The organism is Pseudomonas sp. LS_2 (genome assembly GCF_042709235.1).
GTDB lineage: Bacteria > Pseudomonadota > Gammaproteobacteria > Pseudomonadales > Pseudomonadaceae > Aquipseudomonas.
Genome location: NZ_JAVAYC010000014.1, coordinates 119,885 through 132,984 on the forward strand (window position 1 = coordinate 119,885; position 13,100 = coordinate 132,984).

Here is a 13,100-nt window from a genome sequence, read left to right on the forward strand (position 1 = left end):
CATGCTGCTGCGTTTCACCAAGATGCACGGGCTGGGCAACGACTTCATGGTCCTCGACCTGGTCAGCCAGCACGCGCACATCCAGCCCAAGCATGCCAAGCAATGGGGTGACCGCCACACCGGCATCGGCTTCGACCAACTGCTGATCGTCGAGGCGCCGAACAACCCGGAAGTGGACTTCCGCTACCGCATCTTCAACGCCGATGGCTCGGAAGTTGAGCAGTGCGGCAACGGGGCACGCTGCTTCGCGCGCTTCGTGCTGGACAAGCGCCTGACCGCGAAGAAGCGTATTCGCGTGGAAACCAAGGGCGGCATCATCGTGCTGGACGTGCAGAACGACGGCCAGGTCTGTGTCGACATGGGCCCACCGCGCTTCCTGCCGGCCGAGATCCCCTTTGTCGCCGACGAGCAGGCCGAAAGCTACGACCTGGAGCTCGACGGCCAGGTCTACCCGATCGCCGCGGTGTCCATGGGCAACCCGCACTCGGTGCTGCGCGTCGATGACGTGCAGACCGCCCCGGTTCACCAGCTGGGCCCGAAGATCGAACACCACCCCCGCTTCCCGCAGCGGGTCAATGCCGGCTTCATCCAGGTGGTCGACCGCCATCGCGCCAACCTGCGGGTATGGGAGCGTGGCGCTGGCGAGACCCTGGCTTGCGGTACTGGCGCCTGCGCCGCTGCCGTGGCGGCCATCAGCCAAGGCTGGATGGACTCGCCGGTGATCATCGACCTGCCCGGTGGTCGTCTGACCATCGAGTGGGGCGGCCCCGGCAAGCCAGTATTGATGACCGGCCCCGCCGTACGCGTCTACGAAGGACAGGTTCGTCTCTAAGCGAGTAACCGCCATGACCGATCAGCCACAGGCTCTACCCCAGCACGCCACCGACCTCGACGACGAGGCGGTGGTCGCCTACCTGCGCGCCCGCCCGACCTTCTTCGCCGAACATGACGAGCTGCTGATCGAGCAGCGCATCCCGCACCAGCGCGGTGACAGCGTGTCGTTGGTGGAACGCCAGCTGCAGCTGCTGCGCGAACGCAACATCGAGATGCGTCACCGCCTTTCGCAGTTGATGGACGTCGCCCGGGACAACGACCGGCTGTTCGACAAGACCCGCCGGTTGATCCTCGACCTGCTCGATGCGAGCACACTGGAAGAGGTGGTCATGGCAGTGGAAGACAGCCTGCGCCAGGAATTCCAGGTGCCGTTCGTCAGCTTGATCCTGTTCGGAGACAACGCCGCGCCGGTCGGCCGCTGGGTCAGCAACGCCGAAGCGCAGCAGGCCATCGGCGGCCTGTTGGGCAGCGGCAAGACCGTCAGCGGCAATCTGCGCGAGCACGAGCTGGTGTTCCTGTTCGGCGACGAACACCAGGAGGTCGGCTCCAGTGCCGTCGCCTCCCTGGAGCACCAAGGCCTGCACGGCGTGCTGGCGATCGGCAGCCGCGACCCGCAGCACTACAAGAGCAGCGTCGGCACCTTGTTCCTCGGCTATATCGCCGAAGTCCTCGGCCGCGTCGTCCCGCGCCTGACCCAGACCCTGCGTTCGGTGCGCTGATGGAACGCCAGCTGGAAGCTTATTGCGCGCACCTGCGCAATGAGCGCCAGGTGTCCGACCACACCCTGCTGGCCTACCGCCGCGACCTGGAGAAGGTCATCGAGTTCTGCAATGCCCAGGGCATTGCCGGCTGGGCCGCGCTGCAAGTCCAGCAACTGCGCCAGCTGGTGGCCCGCCAGCATCATCACGGGCAGTCTTCGCGCAGCCTGGCGCGCCTGCTGTCAGCGGTGCGCGGCTTGTATCGCTACCTCAACCGTGAGGGCCTGTGCAGCCACGACCCGGCCAACGGCCTGAGCCCGCCCAAGGGCGAGCGCCGCCTGCCCAAGGTGCTGGACACCGACCGCGCGCTGCAACTGCTGGACGGCGGCGTCGACGATGACTTCATCGCCCGCCGCGACCAGGCGATCCTCGAACTGTTCTACTCCTCGGGCCTGCGTCTGTCGGAACTGACCAACCTCGACCTGGAGCAGCTAGACCTCGCAGGCGGCCTGGTGCAGGTACAGGGCAAGGGCAGCAAGACCCGCGTCCTGCCTGTGGGGCGCAAGGCCCGCGAGGCGTTGCAGGCCTGGCTGAAGGTGCGTGGCATCAGCGCGCCGCGCGACAACGCCGTGTTCCTCTCGCGCCAGGGCAAGCGCCTCGGCCCACGGGCCATCCAACTGCGCGTCAAGGCCGCTGGCGAGCGCGAGCTTGGGCAGCACCTGCACCCGCACATGCTTCGCCATTCCTTCGCCAGCCACTTGCTGGAGTCGTCCCAGGACCTGCGCGCCGTGCAGGAGATGCTTGGCCATGCCGACATCAGCACCACGCAGATCTACACCCACCTGGACTTCCAGCACCTGGCCGCGGTGTACGACAGCGCCCACCCCCGGGCCAAACGCAGCAAGGGCACCGAATAGATGAGCATCAAGCTGATTACCTTCGACCTGGACGACACCTTGTGGGACACCGCGCCGGTGATCGCCAGCGCGGAAATCGTCCTGCGCGACTGGCTCGCGGCCAACGCCCCGAGCCTTGGCGGCGTGCCGGTCGAGCACCTGTATGGCATACGCGAGCGCCTGGTGCAGGCGGAGCCTGGCCTGAAGCACCGCATCAGCGCGCTGCGCCGCCGCGTGCTGTTCCACGCCCTGGAGGAAGTCGGCTACAGCGAGAAGCACGCGCAGGAGCTGGCCAACGAGGGCTTCGAAGTGTTCCTGCATGCGCGGCACCAGGTGGAAGTGTTCCCGGAGGTGCAGCCGGTACTGGAGATCCTGCGCCATCAGTACACCCTGGGCGTGGTCACCAATGGCAATGCCGACGTGCGCCGCCTGGGCCTGGCGGACTACTTCCGCTTCGCCCTGTGCGCCGAGGACCTAGGGGTTGGCAAACCAGACCCGGCGCCCTTCCTGGAAGCGCTGCGCCAGGGCAATGTGCAAGCCGATGCCGCGGTGCACATTGGCGACCACCCCGGTGATGACATCGCCGGCGCCCAGCGTGCCGGGCTGCGAGCGGTGTGGTTCAACCCCCAGGGCAAGGCCTGGGCTGGCGAGCAGGCGCCGGATGCCGAGATACAGCGCCTGTCGCAGTTGCCGGATGTACTGGCTCGCTGGCGCTGATAGCACCGCGGGGGAAAGAAAATTCACGCTTTTTTCCTAGCGCCCACAAAAAAGCCCGCAGCGACGGCGGGCTTTCTTGCATTCAAACACTCAGATAGGACGGCTGCCGTACTTGTTGTCCGGCTTCTTGGGCGGGTCGGCGACCACGTTGGCCTCGACCTCTTGCACCTTGCCGCCGCGCGAGAGGAACTCCTCCATCGCCTTGGCCAGGGCATCACGCTCTTTCTGCTTGGCTTCCATGCTCGGCATCTCGTCTACCGAGACAGCTGCCTTGGACTTACCCTTGGCAGCAGGTGCCGGGCTGTCGTCCTCGCCAGCGTCTTCCACGCCGTCGTCAGCCGCAGCTTCCAAACCCTCGTCGCCCTCGTCCTCGTCGCCTACCTCGAGGTCGTCGTTTTCCAGATCGTCGTCGCTCATGTTCTACCTCATGACTTGCGAAAAGCAGGTTAGTTATAGACCAGTGCAGCCGTAGACCGGCGGCTTCTGGTGAAAATTCAACTGGCCGTGGGTTGGCCACTGCCCTGGATGTCCGACTCCTGGTGAGAGCCCTCCACCCTGCAGGCCCTCGCTCCTGGCTGGACCTGACGAAATCTTTTTTTTGGCACCGCTGCTGGCGTTACGCTACTGGCAAGCCTAGCAAAGCGTAGCGAAGTGTGCGGACAGCATGTCAAACACCCTTCGGCGCGCATTCTAGCGCGCTCGCGGAAAAAGCAAAGCACCACAAACACCCGTTGCACTGTAAGTTTTCTGCAGACAACGCGAACGTGCCGGATTAACCGTTTGCCCTCCGGAAAACGCCTGGAAAAAAGGCGAGTTCGCACCTTTTTCCAGTTTTCCGACAGGCAAAAAAATGCCCAGCAACGGCTGGGCATTTTTTGGCACTACGGCTTGATTACAGGTTGTAACCACGCTCGTTGTGCTGAGCCAGGTCGAGGCCGACCGACTCTTCTTCATCGCTGACACGCAGGCCCATCACCATATCCAGCACCTTGAGGATCACGTAGGTGACGATACCGGTGTAGACGACGGTGAAGATCACGCCCTTGGCCTGTACCCAGACCTGTGCGCCGATGTCTTCGACGGTGCCGAAGCCACCCAGCACAGGGGCTGCGAACACGCCGGTGAGCAGTGCGCCGACGATGCCGCCGATGCCGTGCACGCCGAAGGCGTCGAGGGAGTCGTCATAGCCGAGCTTGCGCTTGAGGCTGGTGGCGCAGAAGTAGCAGATCACGCCCGAAGCCAGACCGATCACCAGGGCGCCCATCGGGCCGACCGTGCCGGCAGCCGGGGTAATGGCCACCAGACCCGCGACGACGCCGGAGGCGATGCCCAGGGCGCTTGGCTTGCCGTGACCGATCCACTCGGCGAACATCCAGCCCAGCGCAGCGGCGGCCGTAGCGATCTGGGTGACCAGCATGGCCATGCCCGCAGTGCCGTTGGCAGCAGCGGCGGAGCCTGCGTTGAAGCCGAACCAGCCGACCCACAGCATGGCCGCGCCGATCAGGGTGTAGCCCAGGTTGTGCGGGGCCATCGGGGTGGTGGGGTAGCCTTTGCGCTTGCCCAGCACCAGGCACGCCACCAGGCCTGCGATACCGGCGTTGATGTGCACCACGGTGCCGCCAGCGAAGTCCAGCACGCCCCAATCCCACATCAGCGCACCGTCACCGCTCCAGACCATGTGCGCGATCGGCGCATAGACCAGGGTGAACCAGACGGCCATGAAGATCAGCATGGCGGAGAACTTCATGCGCTCGGCGAAGGCACCGACGATCAGCGCCGGGGTGATGATGGCGAAGGTCATCTGGAAGACGATGAACACCGCTTCGGGGAACAGTGCAGCGGCGGAGGTCAGGCCAGACGGCGTTACGCCGCTGAGGAAGGCCTTGGAGAAGCCGCCGACGAAGGAACTGAAGTTGAGGACGCCCTTCTCCATACCAGTGGTATCGAAGGCCATGCTGTAGCCGTAGACGACCCACAGGATGCTGATGAGGCCAGTGATGGCGAAGCACTGCATCATCACCGACAGGACGTTCTTGGAACGCACCATGCCGCCGTAGAACAGGGCCAGGCCCGGGACGGTCATGAACAGCACCAATGCCGTTGCGGTGAGCATCCAGGCGGTGTCGCCGGAGTTCAGCACAGGGGCAGCGGCTTCCTCTGCCAGGGCCAGGCCGGGCATTACGAGGGACAATAGGGCTCCGAGCCCTGCGATCTTACGCAGAGTCATGTTGTTTTCTCCTGGGGCGCGTTGGGTTTGGTGAGGCTTTTGCTTAGATCGCGTCGGTATCGGTTTCGCCGGTACGGATGCGGATCGCCTGCTCCAGATTGACCACGAAGATCTTGCCGTCACCGATCTTGCCGGTGTTGGCAGCCTTGGTGATGGCGTCGATCACGGCGTCGAGCTTGTCGTCCGCGATGGCGACATCGATCTTCACCTTGGGCAGGAAGTCGACGACGTACTCGGCGCCACGGTACAGCTCGGTGTGGCCCTTCTGACGGCCGAAGCCCTTGACCTCGGTCACGGTGATGCCCTGCACGCCGATATCCGACAGCGACTCGCGCACGTCGTCCAGCTTGAACGGCTTGATGATGGCAGTGACTAGCTTCATGAAACTTTCTCCCGATTTGATGGACTTGCCCCAGGAAAACAAACCCGTCTCAAGTCTAAGCGCAGCGCCTGGCTTTGTAACGCGTCGTCGGTTCCATTCCCTTCGCCTTCTACTTCCTGCGGCAAAGGGCCATGCGGCTCGGCCTGCGCACTGCCTGGTCTCAAGGGACTGCATCAGTGCATGGCTCGCGATGGTCTTTGCAGAAACCTTGCCAGGTCGCTTAAACCACTGAAAAACAAGTAGTTGCGTGCTTTAGTCGGGATTGGCCAGTAGCCACCAAGGAAAACATGCACACTTTCGGTGCGCAGCGCACCCCGGCCTCGCTCAAAAAGTGTGCAACCTTGGACTGCATCGGGTCTGCTCGCTCCGCGTGCTACACTGCGGCCCTTTCACGACTTACGGAAAAAGCCGCCCATGCTCGCGCCCAAAGCCTTTCTAGACGCCCTCAGCGATCAGGCCTCGCGCCTGTTCAGCGGCGACACCGCGCAGCCGCGCGCCGAACTCGAAAGCCAATTCAAAGTGCTGATGCAAGGTGCCTTCAGCAAGCTGGACCTGGTCAGCCGCGACGAATTCGACAGCCAGATGGTGGTATTGGCGCGCACCCGCGCCCGCCTCGAGGCCCTGGAGAAACAGGTCGCGGAACTGGAAGCGCGCATGGCGCCGGCGGCGCCTGACCAGCAGTGAACCTACCCAGCGTTACAGGCCACGCTGCAAGCGAACCGGTCTCCCCGCAGGGATGAAGGTCGTCGCGTAGCCCCAGGTGCTAGCGGACAAATACCGATGCACTTTCCCACCCGGGCACCCCACTCGCGTTGGCTATCCTCACCGGGCCGCAGGAAGCGGCCTTTGCCAGCGATCACGGAGTGTCCATGTCCCTCGCCCTTGTCCACAGCCGCGCCCAGGTGGGCGTGCAAGCGCCTGCCGTCAGCGTAGAAACCCATTTGGCCAACGGCCTTCCCAGCCTGACCCTGGTCGGCCTGCCCGAGGCCACCGTCAAGGAAAGCAAGGACCGGGTACGCAGTGCCATCGTCAACTCTGGCCTGGATTACCCCGCGCGGCGCATCACCCAGAACCTCGCACCCGCCGACCTGCCCAAGGACGGTGGACGCTATGACCTGGCGATCGCCCTCGGGATCCTGGCCGCTAATGGCCAGGTGCCGATCGGGCCGCTGGTCGATATCGAATGCCTGGGCGAGCTGGCCTTGTCGGGCGCGCTACGTCCGGTGCAGGGCGTTCTACCCGCGGCGCTGGCGGCACGCGACGCGGGCCGGGCGCTGGTGGTGCCACGGGAGAATGCCGAGGAGGCCAGCCTGGCCAGTGGCCTGGTGGTACATGCAGTGGGGCACCTGCTGGAGCTGGTGGCACACCTGAACGGGCAGGTGCCGTTGCCGCCCTACGCGGCCAACGGTCTGCTGCTGCAAAACCGGCCCTACCCGGACCTGTGCGAGGTGCAGGGCCAGCAGGCCGCCAAGCGTGCACTGCTGGTGGCGGCGGCTGGCGCGCACAACCTGCTGTTCACCGGGCCGCCTGGCACGGGCAAGACCCTGCTCGCCAGTCGCCTGCCCGGCTTGCTGCCGCCATTGGACGAACGCGAGGCGCTCGAAGTGGCGGCGATCCAGTCGGTGAGCGGCCATGCGCCGTTGAGCAACTGGCCGCAGCGGCCGTTCCGTCATCCGCACCATTCCGCCTCGGGGCCGGCCCTGGTCGGCGGAGGCAGCCGTCCACAACCCGGCGAAATCACCCTGGCCCACCATGGCGTGCTGTTTCTCGATGAATTGCCGGAGTTCGAGCGGCGGGTGCTGGAGGTGTTGCGTGAGCCGCTGGAGTCCGGCGAGATCGTGGTGGCCAGGGCGAGGGACAAAGTGCGCTTCCCCGCGCGCTTCCAACTGGTGGCAGCCATGAACCCCTGCCCGTGCGGCTACCTCGGCGACCCTTCGGCGCGCTGCCGGTGCAGCACCGAACAGGTGCAACGTTATCGCAACAAGTTGTCCGGCCCCCTGCTCGATCGCATCGACCTGCACCTGACCGTGGCCCGGGAAAGCACCTTGCTGGCCCACCAGCCCTGCGGCGAAAGCAGTGCCAACGTTGCCGCGAGGGTGGCGCAGGCACGTGAGCTACAGCAGAAGCGCCAAGGCAGCGCCAATGCTTTTCTCGACCTCGAGGGGCTGCGCCGTCATTGCTCCCTGCTGGCCGAAGACCAAGCCTGGCTGGAGGCAGCCTGCGAGCGCCTGAACCTGTCCCTGCGAGCGGCGCACAGGCTGTTGAAGGTAGCGCGAACCCTGGCGGACCTGGAGCGGGTCGAGCAGATCGGGCGCCTGCACTTGGCTGAGGCGCTGCAGTACCGACCGGGATCCTAAAGCGATGATGCACTGCGTCAATCGAACCGATAGATGAAATCTATTTTGTGCGCTAAATATTATCGCGCAATATAAACCTCAAGCAGCGAGCAGTCGCCAACCCTACTTCCCAAAGCTATCGGAGAACCGCCATGACCTTCAGCAAAGCCATCGCCATCGCCACCTTTGTCCTCGGCAGCAGCGCCAGCGCCTTCGCCCAGACCGCCACCCCGTACCAGTACGGCATGGACCTGGACATCGCCCAGGTAATCGCAGTCGATGCCAAAGCCACCAACGGCCACGCCAGCACTGCCACCCTTACCTACCGCGACAGTGACGGCCAGGTGCAGAAGGTCAGCTACATCCGCCCAGCCATCAACGCCAACCAGAACTGATCAACGGCCCATCGCCCCAGGAGCTTGAACATGAAACTGTCCCGCACCCTTACCGCCGCCGGCCTGCTGGCCCTCGCCGTCAACAGTGCCTTCGCCGCCGGCAGCCCCGGCGTTGAAACCACCACCCAAGGCTTCCTCCAGGCCCTGGCCGCCGGTGGCGGCAAGCCGCTGGAAACCCTCGCGCCGAAAGACGCCCGCGCCGTGCTCACCGGCGCCCAGGCCAGCGTGAAGGTGGATGTATCCGGTATTCAGGTCGAGCGTCGCACCCTCCAGGTCGACGGCCAGCCCCTGGAGATCCGCGTGGTGCGCCCACAGGGCGCAAAAGGCGAGCTGCCGGTGTTCATGTTCTTCCACGGCGGTGGCTGGGTACTGGGTGACTACCCCACCCACGAACGCCTGATCCACGACCTGGTGGTCGGTTCCGGTGCAGCAGCGGTCTACGTCGACTACACCCCGTCGCCGGAAGCCAAGTTCCCCACCGCGATCAACCAAGCCTACGCTGCCACTCGCTGGGTCGCCGAAAACGGCAAGCAGATCGGCGTCGATGGCAGCCGCCTGGCGGTCGTGGGCAACAGTGTCGGTGGCAACATGGCCGCAGTGGTAGCGATCAAGGCCAAAGAGGCCGGTACGCCGAAGCTGCGCTTCCAGGCCCTGCTGTGGCCGGTGACCGATGCCAATTTCAACAACAGTTCGTACAACCAGTTCGCTGAAGGTCACTTCCTGACCCGAAACATGATGCAGTGGTTCTGGGACAACTACACCACCGACCCGAAACAGCGTAACGACATCCATGCCTCGCCACTGCGTGCTAGCCTGGATCAACTGAAAGGCCTGCCACCAGCGCTGGTTCAGACCGCTGAAATGGATGTGCTGCGCGACGAAGGCGAAGCCTACGCTCGTAAACTGGATGCCGCCGGTGTGCCGGTGACCGCCGTGCGCTACAACGGCATGATCCACGACTTCGGCCTGCTCAACGTGCTTGGCCAGGTGCCCGGTACCCGCAGCGCGATGGACCAGGCTGCACAAGCGATCAAGCAACACCTGAAGTAAGTAGCGTCTGAAGCAAGCAACGCAAACCGGGGCGGCCTTGCCGCCCCGGTTTTTTTTTCAGGCCTTCAACCCGCTTTTCCTGCCTTCACCCCTTTCAGCGACCAAGCCCCCGGCCCGGTCAGCGCCAGCCCGCCGTACAGCGCCAGCAACAACCAGGCGAATTGCCCCTGCTCCAGGGTCCAGTCCGGGTGTACCAGCCCCAACGACACCAGCAACACGGCAATCACCGGCAAGCACGCCAGGCGCGCGAAAACGCCCAGCGCCAGCAGGACCGGGCAAAGCACTTCGGCGAATACCGCAAGGCTCAAGGTCAGCGTGGCGCCAAGGCCGAGCGGGTCTTCGATACGCTGCAACTCGCCGGACCAGTCCAGCAGCTTGGGCACGCCATGCACCAACAGCAACAGCCCCGCCGCAAAGACCCGCATGAACAGCAGGCCCAAGGCAGTCAGCCTGGGCGATTCGAACGAAATCAGGTTAGCCATGGGAAACACCCTGCAGTGGAAATGCAGGACTGTGGCATGCACCAGGGTGGGTGAATTGGATGAATGTGCGCAGCTATGTACAACCCCGTCTGGCCTTCGCCTGAACCTCAACCCGCATCGGACTCAAACAATCGCTCCAGCTCCACCCGTGCCTCCTTGGCCGTCTGCATCACCTTGGCGCGGTCGTCGCGAACCTGGCCCTGGGCTTCGAGCACCTGTTCGTCGTGCTCGGTGAAGCGGGCGATGCGGTCCGCCGCCTGCTGTTCGCTCAACCCCAACCCCACCAACGCGCGGCGGCTCATTTCCAGGCTGGAGTAGAAGGTCTCGCGGATCGGCTCTGCACCGACATCCACCAGCTTGTGCACATGCTGGCGATTACGGGCACGGGCGATGACCTTCAGGTGCGGGTACAGGCGTTTGACCCGCTCGGCGGTGCGAATGGCCACCTCCGGGTCATCGATGGTGATGATGAAATACTCCGCCTCGCCCACCTTGGCCGCATGCAGCACTTCGGCGCGCAGTGGGTCGCCGAAGAACACCGGGGCCTGCTCGAACATGCGGGTCATTTCGATGGCGTCCACCGAGGTTTCCAGGGCCACGAACGGAATTTTCTGCGCCCGCAGGATGCGCGCGACGATCTGGCCCATGCGGCCCATGCCGACAATCACCACGCGCGGGGTGCCGGCGTCGATGGTGGTGTATTGCTCAGGCACTTCCCTGGCCGGCTGCGGGCGCTTCAACGCGCGGGCGCAGCCGAGCATCAGCAGCGGGGTAAGGGCCATCGACAGGGTAATGGTCATGAGCAGCAGGTCGTAGGTCTGGGTGTCGAACAGGCCCTGGTCCTTGCCCAGCTTGAACACCACGAAGGCGAACTCGCCACCGGCGGCCAGCACCATGCCCAGGCGCAGGGCGCTGGCGCGGTTCAGCCCACCGGCCAGGCGGCCGACGCCGAACAGCACCACCAGCTTTACCGCAATCAGCAACAAGGTCAGGCCCAGCAGCACCAGCGGCATTTCCAGCAGCAGGCGCAGGTTCGCGCCCATGCCGACGCTGATGAAGAACAGCCCCAGCAGCAGGCCTTTGAACGGCTCGATCTGCGACTCCAGCTCATGCCGGTACTCCGAATCCGCCAGCAGCAGCCCGGCGAGGAACGCGCCGAGGGCCATGGAAACCCCGGCTTCCTCCATCAGCCAGGCAGTACCGATCACAACCAGCAGTGCCGTGGCAGTGGAGACCTCCGGCAGGCGCGTGCGAGCGACGATGCGGAACAGCGGACGCAACAAGTAGCGGCCGCCGACGATAACGATGGCGATACTGGCGAACACCCTCAGGCCATGCTCCAGGCTGTCGCCGTGGCTGGTTTCCGGGCCACCGGCGGCCAGAAGCGGCACCAGGGCGATCAGCGGGATCGCCGCGATGTCCTGGAACAGCAGGATGGCAAAAGCCAGGCGGCCATGGGGGGCGTTGAGCTGCTTGTTCTCGGCCAGGCTCTGCAAGCCCAGGGCAGTAGACGACAGCGCAAGGCCCAGGCCAAGCACGATGGCTGCAGGCAGTGTCTGGCTGAAGCCAAACAAAGCGATGGCGCCAAGCAGCGTAGCGGTCAGCAGCACCTGCGCGGTGCCGACCCCGAACACCGCTTTGCGCATCAGCCACAAGCGCCGGGGCGAAAGCTCCAGGCCGATGATGAACAGCAGCAGGACCACGCCCAGCTCCGAAATGTGCGCGACGCTCTCGGTATCGCGAATCAGGCCCAGCGCTTGCGGGCCGATGGCTACGCCCGCCAGCAGGTAACCCAGCACGGCCCCCAGGTGCAGGCGCTTGGCCAGGGGGACCGCGATGACTGCGGCGAACAGGAATATCACTGCAGTTTGAAGAAGGCTGCCTTCGTGTGGCATGGGTTCTGGCTCCGTGGACTGCAGGGGCAGCGATCGATGGAAGGGGGGTGGCTATTTTGCGCAGTGGGCAGCGCCAGGACAATCGGCTACCCAATAGACGTGATGCCCTGTTCAGGGGACACGTGCCTCACGTGGATAAGCAAAGGTTAGATTCAACACCTTTGGGCCAGTAGACTGCGAAAACTGGCCTTGGCGTCCTGTTTCTGGAACGCTGAAAGTGCGTTGGATGCCCAGGAAACGGAGAACACCTTGGAAGACCTCAACTCCCTCTACTATTTCACCCAGGTAGTCGAACACGGCGGCTTCGCCCCTGCCGGCCGGGCGCTGGACATGCCCAAGTCGAAGCTCAGCCGACGCATCGCCGACCTGGAGGAACGCCTCGGCGTTCGCCTGCTGCAGCGCACCAGCCGGCACTGCTCGCTGACCGAAATCGGCCAGGCCTACTACAACCGCTGCCTGGCCATGCGTGTGGAGGCCGAGGGTGCCGCCGAAATCATCGAGCGCAACCGCAGCGAGCCGCGCGGCCTGGTGCGTATCAGTTGCCCCACCACCCTGCTCAACTCCTGGGTGGGGCCCATGCTGACCCGCTACATGCTCAAGTACCCGCAGGTGGAGCTGTTCATCGAAAGCACCAACCGCCGCGTCGACCTGCTGCACGAAGGCTTCGACGTCGCGCTGCGGGTACGCTTTCCGCCACTGGAGAACACCGACATGGTAATGAAGGTGCTGAGCGCCAGCACCCAGTGCCTGGTCGGCCACCCGTCCTACCTGGAGCAACTGCCCCAAGGCTTCGACCCGCAGCTGCTGAGCACGCTGCCCAGCCTGCACTGGGGCAGCGCCCAGCGTGAGTACCAGTGGGAGCTGTTCCAGGGCGAGGACACCAGCCGCAGCCTGGTGATCAGGCATACCCCGCGCATGGTCACCGACGACCTGTTCGCCCTGCGTCATTTCGTGGTGGCCGGCGTGGGTATCGCGCACCTGCCACGCATCGCGGTGCGTGAAGACCTGGCGGCGGGCCGACTGGTGGAGCTGGTTACCGAGTGGCACCCGCGTTGCGGCATCGTCCATGCGATCTTCCCATCGCGCCGCGGCCTGCTGCCATCGGTGCGGGCGCTGATCGACCACCTGGCCGAGGAGTTCGCCAACTGCGACATGGCGTGATCGGCTAGCCTGCGAAAGCGGCCTTGC

General features: G+C 64.7%; 14 protein-coding genes. 9 read left to right on the plus strand and 5 right to left on the minus strand.

Features of this window, described 5'->3' with window-relative positions:
• The first annotated feature begins 1 nt into the window (after position 1).
• The 4 genes from dapF to RAC97_RS14960 are packed head-to-tail and all read left to right on the plus strand — an operon-like array spanning position 2 to position 3,145.
• Positions 2–832 carry a diaminopimelate epimerase gene (gene dapF / locus RAC97_RS14945; protein ID WP_375102033.1) on the plus strand — a complete coding sequence of 277 codons (831 nt, stop codon included), beginning with the start codon at positions 2–4 and terminating at the stop codon, positions 830–832.
• Positions 833–845: 13 nt separating this feature from the next.
• Positions 846–1,553, plus strand: a complete 708-nt coding sequence (locus RAC97_RS14950; protein ID WP_375102032.1) for a DUF484 family protein — start codon at positions 846–848, stop codon at positions 1,551–1,553.
• Positions 1,553–2,449, plus strand: a complete 897-nt coding sequence (gene xerC, locus RAC97_RS14955) for a tyrosine recombinase XerC (protein WP_375102031.1) — start codon at positions 1,553–1,555, stop codon at positions 2,447–2,449. The genes RAC97_RS14950 and xerC overlap by 1 nt, the downstream gene beginning before the upstream one ends.
• The gene (locus RAC97_RS14960; protein WP_375102030.1) at positions 2,450–3,145 is read left to right on the plus strand and encodes an HAD family hydrolase; all 696 of its coding nucleotides are present in this window, start codon (positions 2,450–2,452) and stop codon (positions 3,143–3,145) included.
• Positions 3,146–3,235: 90 nt separating this feature from the next.
• Here RAC97_RS14960 and sutA read toward each other — a convergent pair whose 3' ends face one another.
• The 3 genes from sutA to glnK all read right to left on the minus strand — a co-directional run bounded on the left by sutA (position 3,236) and on the right by glnK (position 5,754).
• Positions 3,236–3,562, minus strand: coding sequence for a transcriptional regulator SutA (gene sutA, locus RAC97_RS14965; protein WP_375102029.1), 327 nt, complete (start codon positions 3,560–3,562; stop codon positions 3,236–3,238).
• A gap of 475 nt (positions 3,563–4,037) precedes the next feature.
• Positions 4,038–5,372: an ammonium transporter gene (locus tag RAC97_RS14970; protein WP_375102028.1), complete on the minus strand. Its 1,335-nt coding sequence runs from the start codon at positions 5,370–5,372 to the stop codon at positions 4,038–4,040.
• 43 nt (positions 5,373–5,415) lie between these two features.
• The gene (glnK, locus tag RAC97_RS14975; protein WP_375102027.1) at positions 5,416–5,754 is read right to left on the minus strand and encodes a P-II family nitrogen regulator; all 339 of its coding nucleotides are present in this window, start codon (positions 5,752–5,754) and stop codon (positions 5,416–5,418) included.
• A 414-nt stretch (positions 5,755–6,168) separates the two neighbouring features.
• Here glnK and RAC97_RS14980 point away from each other — a divergent pair, with 414 nt between their 5' ends.
• The 4 genes from RAC97_RS14980 (at position 6,169) to RAC97_RS14995 (ending at position 9,535) form a co-directional block, all read left to right on the plus strand.
• Positions 6,169–6,438, plus strand: coding sequence for an accessory factor UbiK family protein (locus tag RAC97_RS14980; protein ID WP_375102026.1), 270 nt, complete (start codon positions 6,169–6,171; stop codon positions 6,436–6,438).
• A gap of 185 nt (positions 6,439–6,623) precedes the next feature.
• Positions 6,624–8,111: a YifB family Mg chelatase-like AAA ATPase gene (locus tag RAC97_RS14985; RefSeq protein ID WP_375102025.1), complete on the plus strand. Its 1,488-nt coding sequence runs from the start codon at positions 6,624–6,626 to the stop codon at positions 8,109–8,111.
• Positions 8,112–8,242: 131 nt separating this feature from the next.
• On the plus strand, positions 8,243–8,485 hold the full coding sequence (locus tag RAC97_RS14990) for a DUF2790 domain-containing protein (RefSeq protein ID WP_375102024.1): 243 nt from the start codon (positions 8,243–8,245) through the stop codon (positions 8,483–8,485).
• A gap of 30 nt (positions 8,486–8,515) precedes the next feature.
• The gene (locus tag RAC97_RS14995) at positions 8,516–9,535 is read left to right on the plus strand and encodes an alpha/beta hydrolase (protein ID WP_375102023.1); all 1,020 of its coding nucleotides are present in this window, start codon (positions 8,516–8,518) and stop codon (positions 9,533–9,535) included.
• Between the two features lie 65 nt (positions 9,536–9,600).
• Here the strand turns inward: RAC97_RS14995 and RAC97_RS15000 are convergent, their stop codons facing one another.
• On the minus strand, positions 9,601–10,017 hold the full coding sequence (locus RAC97_RS15000) for a DoxX family protein (RefSeq protein WP_375102022.1): 417 nt from the start codon (positions 10,015–10,017) through the stop codon (positions 9,601–9,603).
• Between the two features lie 107 nt (positions 10,018–10,124).
• Complete coding sequence (locus RAC97_RS15005; RefSeq protein ID WP_375102021.1) at positions 10,125–11,912, minus strand: monovalent cation:proton antiporter-2 (CPA2) family protein; 1,788 nt, start codon at positions 11,910–11,912, stop codon at positions 10,125–10,127.
• 249 nt (positions 11,913–12,161) lie between these two features.
• Here RAC97_RS15005 and RAC97_RS15010 point away from each other — a divergent pair, with 249 nt between their 5' ends.
• Positions 12,162–13,073 (plus strand): LysR substrate-binding domain-containing protein, encoded by a 912-nt coding sequence (locus RAC97_RS15010; protein ID WP_375102020.1) that lies wholly within the window; start codon positions 12,162–12,164, stop codon positions 13,071–13,073.
• Positions 13,074–13,100 lie beyond the last annotated feature (27 nt).